Annotated in this window: 6 protein-coding genes and 1 pseudogene; all 7 read left to right on the top strand. The window is 51.3% G+C overall.

The features are described from left to right. Positions 1-265: 265 nt before the first annotated feature. The 7 genes and pseudogenes from FD23_RS11065 (at position 266) to FD23_RS06980 (ending at position 8,389) form a co-directional block, all read left to right on the top strand. Positions 266-1,119, top strand: a pseudogene (locus FD23_RS11065) (NAD(P)-dependent oxidoreductase). 310 nt (positions 1,120-1,429) lie between these two features. After that, positions 1,430-2,386: a thymidylate synthase gene (locus FD23_RS07005; RefSeq protein ID WP_025896188.1), complete on the top strand. Its 957-nt coding sequence runs from the start codon at positions 1,430-1,432 to the stop codon at positions 2,384-2,386. Positions 2,387-2,399: 13 nt separating this feature from the next. After that, positions 2,400-2,888: a dihydrofolate reductase gene (locus FD23_RS07000; RefSeq protein WP_025896187.1), complete on the top strand. Its 489-nt coding sequence runs from the start codon at positions 2,400-2,402 to the stop codon at positions 2,886-2,888. A gap of 33 nt (positions 2,889-2,921) precedes the next feature. Continuing rightward, positions 2,922-5,330: an HAD-IC family P-type ATPase gene (locus FD23_RS06995; RefSeq protein WP_025896185.1), complete on the top strand. Its 2,409-nt coding sequence runs from the start codon at positions 2,922-2,924 to the stop codon at positions 5,328-5,330. Positions 5,331-5,726: 396 nt separating this feature from the next. Then, positions 5,727-6,587 carry a MetQ/NlpA family ABC transporter substrate-binding protein gene (locus FD23_RS06990; protein WP_025896184.1) on the top strand — a complete coding sequence of 287 codons (861 nt, stop codon included), beginning with the start codon at positions 5,727-5,729 and terminating at the stop codon, positions 6,585-6,587. A 36-nt stretch (positions 6,588-6,623) separates the two neighbouring features. Beyond that, on the top strand, positions 6,624-7,679 hold the full coding sequence (locus FD23_RS06985) for a methionine ABC transporter ATP-binding protein (protein WP_025896183.1): 1,056 nt from the start codon (positions 6,624-6,626) through the stop codon (positions 7,677-7,679). Then, positions 7,676-8,389 (top strand): methionine ABC transporter permease, encoded by a 714-nt coding sequence (locus tag FD23_RS06980; protein WP_003613663.1) that lies wholly within the window; start codon positions 7,676-7,678, stop codon positions 8,387-8,389. Before FD23_RS06985 ends, FD23_RS06980 begins: the two co-directional genes overlap by 4 nt. Positions 8,390-8,581: the final 192 nt, after the last annotated feature.

The following is an 8,581-nucleotide window of genomic DNA, read 5'->3' as shown; positions in this document are numbered from 1 at the left end:
GGCATTATATCATGAATTGGTAAGAAAAATTACTATTTAGTACTGGATGAAATTAATACTTTTTAACAGTCACAACCTTTTTCTGGCTTTTTAGTTAAAAATTACAGTAGTGTTAAAAAAAGCGATATCTAGAAAACGCTATAGCCATAATTTAATTTTTTTGTCATAATATATAAAAAGCATGAGGCTTTTAACCTAGGATACCAGAATCAGCATAAACGAGAAGATATTTGACGAAATTTGTTAGTTATTGAGGAGAAAAAAGATGAAGGCATACTTGTTCGGCGTTACGCCGGTGGAAGAAGCTTTTTTAAAAGAGTGGCAGGACCAGCACCCAGATGATGAAATTTCTTATACCCACAGCCCTTTGACGGCCGATAATTTAGAGCTGGCCAAGGGCTTTGAGGCGGTTTCGACCCAACAGGAGGAGCCCTTGACGGCGTCTGACCTTAAGCCCTTGGCGGCTGGCGGCGTCAAGCACCTGGCCTTGCGGAAGGTGGGGGCGGATAATATTGACCTGGAAGCGGCAGCTAAATACGGAATTACCGTTGCTAATGTGCCGGCTTATTCGCCGCGGGCAATCGCGGAAAACGGCTTGACCGGGGCCATGTACCTCTTGCGCAAGTGGGGTTACTACCACCGGAAGATGCGGCGGGGAGACTTCACCCGGTCAACGGAACTGATGAGCGATGAGATCTTCAACCAGACGGTCGGCATCGTCGGCCTGGGTCGGATCGGGGCAGCTGCGGCGAAATGTACCATGTCCTGGGGGCCAGAGTTATCGGCTATGACCCGGTTTACAATGCTTCTTTAGAGCCCTTTTTGGACTTCGTCTTTTTTGAGACCTTGATCAAGGAAAGCGACATCGTCCAGGTGCAGATTCCGCTGACTCCGGAAAACAAGGGCATGTTCAGCGCCAATGAATTTGCCAAGATGAAGGACGACGCGATCCTGGTCAACCAGTCAAGGGGCGAACTGGTCGATACCGCGGCCTTGATCGTGGCCTTGAAGTACCATGAAATCGGCGGGGCCGCCCTGGACGTTTTGGAAGGGGAAGAAAAAATCTTCGGCCGCAAGTTTGAGGATGTGGGTTCCTGCCGGACGAGTACACGGAGCTGATCAACCTGCCAAACGTGGTCATGTCCCCGCACTCTGCCTACTATACCAAGATGGCGGTCAAGAATATGTTCTTCCAGAGCATGACCGATATCGAGCGGACCCTGTCCGGGAAAAAGGCCTTTTTCAAGGTGAATTAGCGAAAAAGCAGTAAAATAAAGCGAAAAATGAAGAACATAGACAAGCCCTGGCAGGCTAATCCTGCCGGGGCTTTTTCCATCTGTTAAGCTTTTTGTAAAGATTAACACCCGGTAAAAAAATCTGTTAGACTTAAGGTGAAGTGAAGTAAAAAGTTTTTGCAAAGGACAAGGAAATGGCAAATCAAGACCAAGCATATTTAGATTTGCTGAAAAAGATTATGACGGAAGGCAATGACAAAAATGACCGAACCGGGACGGGAACCAGAAGCCTCTTTGGGACCCAGATGCGCTTTGACTTAAGCCAGGGCTTCCCGATCCTGACGACCAAGCGGGTGCCTTTCGGCCTGATCAAGAGCGAGCTTTTGTGGTTCTTGCGGGGGGACACCAACATCCGTTTCTTGCTTGAACATAAAAACCACATTTGGGACGAATGGGCCTTTAAAAATTGGGTGACCAGCCCGGAATACCAGGGCCCGGACATGACTGATTTTGGCCTTAGGAGTCAAAAGGACCCAGGGTTTAAGGCAGTCTATGACGAAGAAATGCAAAAGTTCTGCCAGCGGATTCTGGATGATGAAGCTTTTGCCCAAAAATACGGCAACCTGGGCGACGTCTATGGGGCCCAGTGGCGGCACTGGGGTAAGCGGGACGGCGGCTTTATAGACCAGATCGCGGACGTGATTGAGCAGATCAAGACCAATCCCGACTCCCGCCGCTTGATCGTAACGGCCTGGAACCCGGAAGACGTTCCTTCCAGCGCCCTGCCGCCGTGCCATGTCCTCTTCCAGTTTTACGTGGCTGACGGCAAGCTCAGCTTGCAGCTTTACCAGCGCTCAGGCGACATGTTCTTAGGCGTGCCCTTCAACATTGCCAGCTACTCTTTGCTCTTGTCCTTGATTGCCCGGGAGACCGGCCTGGAAGTGGGCGAGTTTGTGCATACTATTGGGGATGCCCACATTTACAAGAACCACTTTGCCCAAGTGGAAGAGCAGCTGAAAAGAACGCCGTTTGACGCGCCAACTTTGTGGCTGAATCCAGAGAAGAAAAAAGTGGCTGATTTTGAAATGGCTGATATTAAATTGGCCGACTACCAGAGCGGGTCTACAATCAAGGCCCCGGTCGCCGTTTAGAACGGGTGAAGAAATGCTTAGCTACGTTTGGGCAGAAGATGAAAAAGGCGCCATTGGCTACCAGGGCCGCCTGCCCTGGCACCTGCCAGCAGATTTAGCCCATTTTAAGGCAAAAACCATGGGCCACCCCATGCTGATGGGAAGAAAGACTTTTGAGTCCTTGCCGGGCCTGTTGCCTGGCCGGCAGCATGTCGTCCTTTCCACCAGGAAATTAGACCTGTCAGCTGGGGTTCTACAGCTGAAAAGCGAAGAAGAAGTTTCCGCCTGGCTGAAGGAGCAGGCGGGGGAAGTCTGCGTTATTGGCGGCTCCAGCCTCTTTGCCCTGCTGGCTGACCAGGTTGACAAGCTGGAAGTGACCCGGATCAAGGGAATTTTTCCCGCTGACACCTACATGCCAAACCTTGACTGGGCGGCTTTTGCTCTGGTAAAGAGTGAAGCCCACCAGGCAGACGGCAAGAATAAGTATGACTATGTCTTTGAGACTTACCTGCGTAAAAAATAGCAGGCAAGCAGTGAAAAGTGAGATGTGAGTGTTATGAAAACAAATTTGGAGACGGGCTTGACCGAGGAGGAGGTTGCGCAGAAAAGCGCGGCCGGCAAGGTCAACACCACCATTGATGATGAGTTCAAGACCAACCGGCAGATCATCGTTGAAAACACCTTTACCTACTTCAACTTGATCTTCCTAGTTTTGACCATCCTGCTTTTGATTGCCGGGGATATCCGGGATCTGACCTTTTTGCCGGTAATCATTTTGAACACGATCGTGGGGATCGTCCAGGAAATCCGGGCAAAATCTGTTTTAAGCAAGCTGCAGGTCTTAAACCAGACCAAGCTTTTAGCCCTGAGAGGCGGAAAAAGGCGGCAGGTGCCAATCGACCAGCTGGTTGAAGGAGACCTAGTCCTCTTGAAAGCTGGTGACCAGATCCCGGCCGACGCCAAGGTGGTCGACGGCAGCGTCCGGGTAAATGAATCCCTTTTAACCGGGGAAAGCGATGAAATTGCCAAGGAAGTTGGCGACGAGCTCTTATCCGGTTCTTTCGTCGTTTCCGGCGAAGTCATGGTCCAGCTGGTCAAGGTGGGCAGCGAATCCTACATCGCAAAATTGACGGCGGAAGCCAAGGCCATGGGCGGGGGAGAAGAGTCAAAGATGATCCGTGCCATCAACCGCTTGATCAAGTGGGTTGGCATCATCATTATTCCAATGGGGCTAGCCCTTTTTGCTCAGGCCTACTTCCTCAACCACCGGTCTTTTGCTGAATCAATCAGTTCCATGGAAGCAGCCATTATCGGCATGATCCCGGAAGGGCTCTACCTGCTGACAACGGTTGCCCTGGCCCTGGCCGCCATGCGCCTGGCCCGCAACCAGGTCATGCTGCACGACATGAAGAGCGTGGAAACCCTGGCCCGGGTCAATGTCCTCTGCGTTGATAAGACAGGGACGATTACTGAGCCGAAGATGGCGGTGGAAAAAGTCGTCCCGGCCAAAAATTACCCGGGAAATGATTTGGAAGACCGGCTTGCCGCCTACGTTTCCAACATGCCTGTCGACAATATCACCGCTGAAGCCTTGAGCCAGAAGTTTGGCCAGGACCAGCCCCTGGTCAATGCCAAAAGGATTATTCCTTTTACCTCAGTCAACAAGTACAGCGGGGCGGTTTTTGCAGGCTACACCCTTTTGCTGGGGGCGCCGGAAATGATCCTACGCTCGCAGCTGAAAGCCTGCCAGGAAGAATTTGCCCGCTACCCGGAAGAAGGCTACCGGGTCCTGGCCTTTGCCAAGTATCCGGCAGAACTGGCAGATGAAAAAGAGCGCCTGACCCAGGAGGTCGAAGTCCTGGGCTACGTCCTTTTGTCCAATCCGATCCGGAAAGAGGCCAAGGAGACTTTTGCATACTTTGCCAAGCAAGGGGTGGAAATCAAGGTTATTTCCGGGGACAACCCGGTCACCGTTTCCCGGGTGGCTGGCCAGGCCGGGATTGCCGGGGCAGAGAAGTACATCGATGCCCAGACGATCAAGCCAGGCGAATATGAGCAGGCCATGGCTGAATACAATGTCTTTGGCCGGGTTAAGCCGGAGCAGAAGAAAGAATTCGTCCAGGCCCTGCAGAAGATCGGGAAGACCGTGGCCATGACCGGGGACGGGGTTAACGACATCCTGGCCATGAAGGAAGCTGACTGCAGCATTGCCATGGCTTCAGGCAACAGCGCGGCTGTTCAGGCTTCCCAAGTGGTCTTGCTGGACTCAAACTTTGCCAAAATGCCCCAGGTGGTCAATGAAGGCCGGCAGGTGGTCAACAATATTGAACGCTCAGCTGGCCTCTTTTTAGTCAAAAACATCTTCTCCTTGCTGATGGCGGTCTTTTCCTTGATCTTGACGATCAACTACCCGATCAAGCCGGCCCAGATCACCTTGATCTCCAGCTTTACGATCGGCCTGCCGTCCTTCCTTTTGGCCCTGGAAAAGAGCCATTCCCGGATTCGGGGCAATTTCACGGTCAATATCCTGACCAAGTCGATTCCAGGCGGGATTACCGACTGGCTGGCCGTCAGCATCCTGGTCTTGGCCAACAAGTTTACCAATATCGGGGACAATGAAGTCGCTACCGCGTCAACAGCTCTCCTGGTCCTGGTGGGCTTGATGGTCCTATTCTGGATCTCCCGGCCACTTAACAAGTACAAGCTGGGCGTTTTGGCCCTGTCGGTGGTCTGCATCATCTTGTCAATCATCTTCATCCCTGGCTTCTTCAAGCTGAGTCCTTTGTCAGGCCGGGCTGTCTTCACGGTTGTCGTCCTTTTCTTTGCCGGCATGACCCTCTTCAGAATCATGTCGCGGATCTGCGACGGAATCAAAGAAGTCAGCAACGTGCTGACGGAGAAGGGGAAAGACGCCAAGCTGCGGGACCTTTTAGCCGCTTATGGCAAAGACCAGGACGAGCTTTAACATTTTTTAGAAAGAGGCTTGACATGCTTAAAAAATAATGATAAGTTTAGAGCATCAAGTTAATAAAAGTTATCTCGAAAAGCAGAGTAGTCGGGTGACGATCCTTTACAGAGAGGCGGCAGATGGTGAAAGCCGCCAGGAGAGTTCCGGTGAACATGGGCTTGGAATGATATGCCGCGGTGATATTTAGCCGCTGCCGGGGTTGCTCTCGTTAAACAAGCAAGCTGTTTCTATTTGTCAGAGACAGCTGGTGAGATTTATTACGCAAGTAATGAATGAACTAAAGGTGGTATCACGAGCGCTCGTCCTTTATCAAGGACGGACGCTTTTTCTTTTCTGTTCGAATTTGACTGCCGCTTTTTCGGGATTGCTGCTGTGTTTCTGGAGGTATTAATCATGAGAAAAAAGAAACAAAGAAACATTATTATCGCTATCGTGTCCGTTGTGGTCCTTGCCGTTATCGCCTTCTTCTCCTTTGGCAAGAAGGTCAGCCAGCAAAGCGCCAAGACGGTGACGGTAACCGTCGGTACTGTCGGGGCAACCAAGGCTGAACGGGCCATCTGGAAGAGTGTGGCGGCAACTGCTAAGAAGAAGTATGGTATCATTGTCAAGACCAAGAACTTCTCTGACTACAACCAGCCAAACAGCGCCTTGAAGTCAGGGGACCTGGACCTTAACGCCTTCCAGCACTACAACTTCCTCAACAACTGGAACAAGGCCAACAAGAGCAACCTGGTTGCCATCGGCAAGACCTACATCGCTCCAATCCGCCTTTACTCACTGAAGTACAAGTCACTGAAGTCCCTGCCTAAGGGGGCAACGATCGCCATTCCAAACGACGCGACCAACGAAGCCCGGGCGCTTCTGGTTCTGAAGAACGCCGGCCTGATCACCCTGAAGGGGACCAGCGCTACCAAGCTGTACTCAGTTGCTGACATCAAGAGCAACCCGAAGAACTTCAAGATCAAGGAAGTTGCGACTGAACAAGCTGCCAGAGTTCTGAAGTCAGTTGACGCTGCTGTTGTCAACAACGACTACGCTAACCCAGCCGGCCTGGGCGACAAGCAAACCATCTACGTTGAACCAATCAACAAGGACTCATACCAATGGATCAACATTATCGTTGCCCGTAAGAAAGACAAGAACAAGAAGGCTTACAAGGAAGTCGTTAAGGCTTACCAGACTGAAAAGACCAAGCAGCTGTACAAGAAGTACTACGGCATCAAGCAAGTTGCGGCTTGGGACGCCAAGTTCTAAGATTTTTAACTTAACATAGAAAGAAGCTTTGATCATATGAGCATTATTCAACTGGACCACGTCAGTGTGACTTTTAAGCGGAAAAAGGCTGCCGATGTGCAGGCCGTGCAGGATGTGACTTTGCACATCGAAAAAGGCGATATCTACGGGATCGTTGGCTTTTCCGGGGCCGGGAAATCAACCCTGGTCAGAACCATCAACCTTTTGCAAAAGCCAACGGCCGGAGACGTCGTGGTTGGGGGTGTTGACTTTGTCAAAGACGGCAAACAGGTGATCAGCGGCAAGGACCTGCAGGCCCGCCGCCGGAAGATCGGGATGATTTTCCAGCAGTTCAACCTGCTTAATGAAACGACCGTTATTGAAAATATCGCCTTTGCCCTCAAGCACTCAGACCTGTCTGACGATGAGCTGGAAGAAAAATGCCACAAGCTTCTGAAGCTGGTTGACCTGGAAGACAAGGCCAATGCCTACCCGGCCCAGCTCTCCGGCGGCCAGCAGCAGCGGGTGGCGATCGCCCGGGCCCTGGCTAACGATCCGGAAATCCTTTTGTCAGACGAAGCAACCAGTGCCCTGGATCCGCAGACGACTATCCAGATCCTGGACCTGTTGAAGAAACTGAACCGGGAACTGGGCTTGACCATCGTTTTGATAACCCACGAAATGGACGCGGTCAAGAAGATCGCCAATAAGGTGGCGGTCATGGAAAACGGCCGGGTTATCGAAAACGGCAACTTGCGGGATGTCTTCCTGGCTCCAAAGGCTGAATTGACCCAGAAGTTCGTCGGCGGTTCTTTGGCTGTAGTTGACACCTTGAAGAGCCTCAACATCAGCCTGGCTGAAAACGAAGCCCTCTACCAGCTGGTCTACAGCTTGAACAATGTGGCCAAGTCAATCATCATCGAGCTTTACCGGGAAGTCGGCGTGGAAGCTTCGATGCTCTACGGCAATGTGGAAGTCCTGGCTGACGAACCGGTCGGGACCCTGTTGGTCACGGTCAAGGGGGATGCTGACAAGCAAAAGGCAACCTTGAAGTTCTTAAACGATGAGGGTGTCACGGTAACAGAATTAGACGAAAGAGGTAACCGCTTATGATTAATGGTTTGGTACACTGGATCGCGCAGAACTTCCCGAATATTTACAACTTGGGCTGGACCGGGGACACCGGGTGGGGCACCTCCATTCTGCAGATCATCTACATGACCTTCTGGCCGTCAATCTTCGGCGGGGTCCTGGGCCTCTTCTTCGGGGTCATCCTGGTTTTGACCGAGCCAGGCGGGATCTTGGAAAACAAGTTCTGGTTCAACTTCTGCGACAAGCTGATTTCCATTTTGCGGGCCATTCCTTTCATTATTCTTTTGGCCTTCATTTCACCTTTGACCCGCTTGATTGTCGGGACGGAAATCGGGGACACGGCTGCCTTGGTCCCGCTGACTTTAGGGATCTTCCCATTTTATGCCCGCCAGGTCCAGGTCGCTTTGGAAAGCTTGGATCCGGGCAAGGTTGAAGCAGCCCAGAGCTTGGGCGCAAGCAACTGGGACATTATTTTTGACGTCTACCTTAAGGAAACGCGGTCAGAAATCATCCGGGTGTCAACTGTTTCCATCATCAGTTTGATCGGCTTGACTGCCATGGCCGGGGCCGTTGGGGCCGGTGGTCTGGGTACGACCGCCATCCAGTACGGCTACCGCGACTTCGCTAACGACGTGACCTTCCTGGCCACTGTCCTGGTCGTCATCATGATCTTTATCGTGCAAGTGGTTGGCGACTTCCTGGCCAAGAAGCTGAACCACCAGCACCGGTAAGAAATTTTTGAAAAGAATCTTCTCTTTGCAGGAGATTCTTTTCTTTTTGCCTTTTTGAAAGTAAGAAAAGAATTTACATTTTTGAAAAACATCCTTTTCAATTTTAAAAAGTCGCCGATTGTAAAATTAAACTGAACACTGTTCCGATCCAGTAAGAAAAATCGTTTTCACTGGATTGGAGCACAAAAAATC

The sequence above is a fragment of the Lactobacillus delbrueckii subsp. delbrueckii DSM 20074 = JCM 1012 genome, from assembly GCF_001433875.1.
Classification (GTDB): Bacteria; Bacillota; Bacilli; order Lactobacillales; family Lactobacillaceae; genus Lactobacillus; species Lactobacillus delbrueckii.
Note: the sequence above shows the minus strand (reverse complement) of the source record. Positions and strands in the feature narration are given on the sequence as shown.

What these genes read in the sequence shown, in the direction of transcription:
- FD23_RS06980 (WP_003613663.1), top strand. Translation starts at nt 7,676, where the DNA reads ATGATTAATGGTTTGGTACACTGGATCGCGCAGAACTTCCCGAATATT.
- FD23_RS06990 (WP_025896184.1), top strand. Translation starts at nt 5,727, where the DNA reads ATGAGAAAAAAGAAACAAAGAAACATTATTATCGCTATCGTGTCCGTT.
- FD23_RS07005 (WP_025896188.1), top strand. Translation starts at nt 1,430, where the DNA reads ATGGCAAATCAAGACCAAGCATATTTAGATTTGCTGAAAAAGATTATG.
- FD23_RS06985 (WP_025896183.1), top strand. Translation starts at nt 6,624, where the DNA reads ATGAGCATTATTCAACTGGACCACGTCAGTGTGACTTTTAAGCGGAAA.
- FD23_RS07000 (WP_025896187.1), top strand. Translation starts at nt 2,400, where the DNA reads ATGCTTAGCTACGTTTGGGCAGAAGATGAAAAAGGCGCCATTGGCTAC.
- FD23_RS06995 (WP_025896185.1), top strand. Translation starts at nt 2,922, where the DNA reads ATGAAAACAAATTTGGAGACGGGCTTGACCGAGGAGGAGGTTGCGCAG.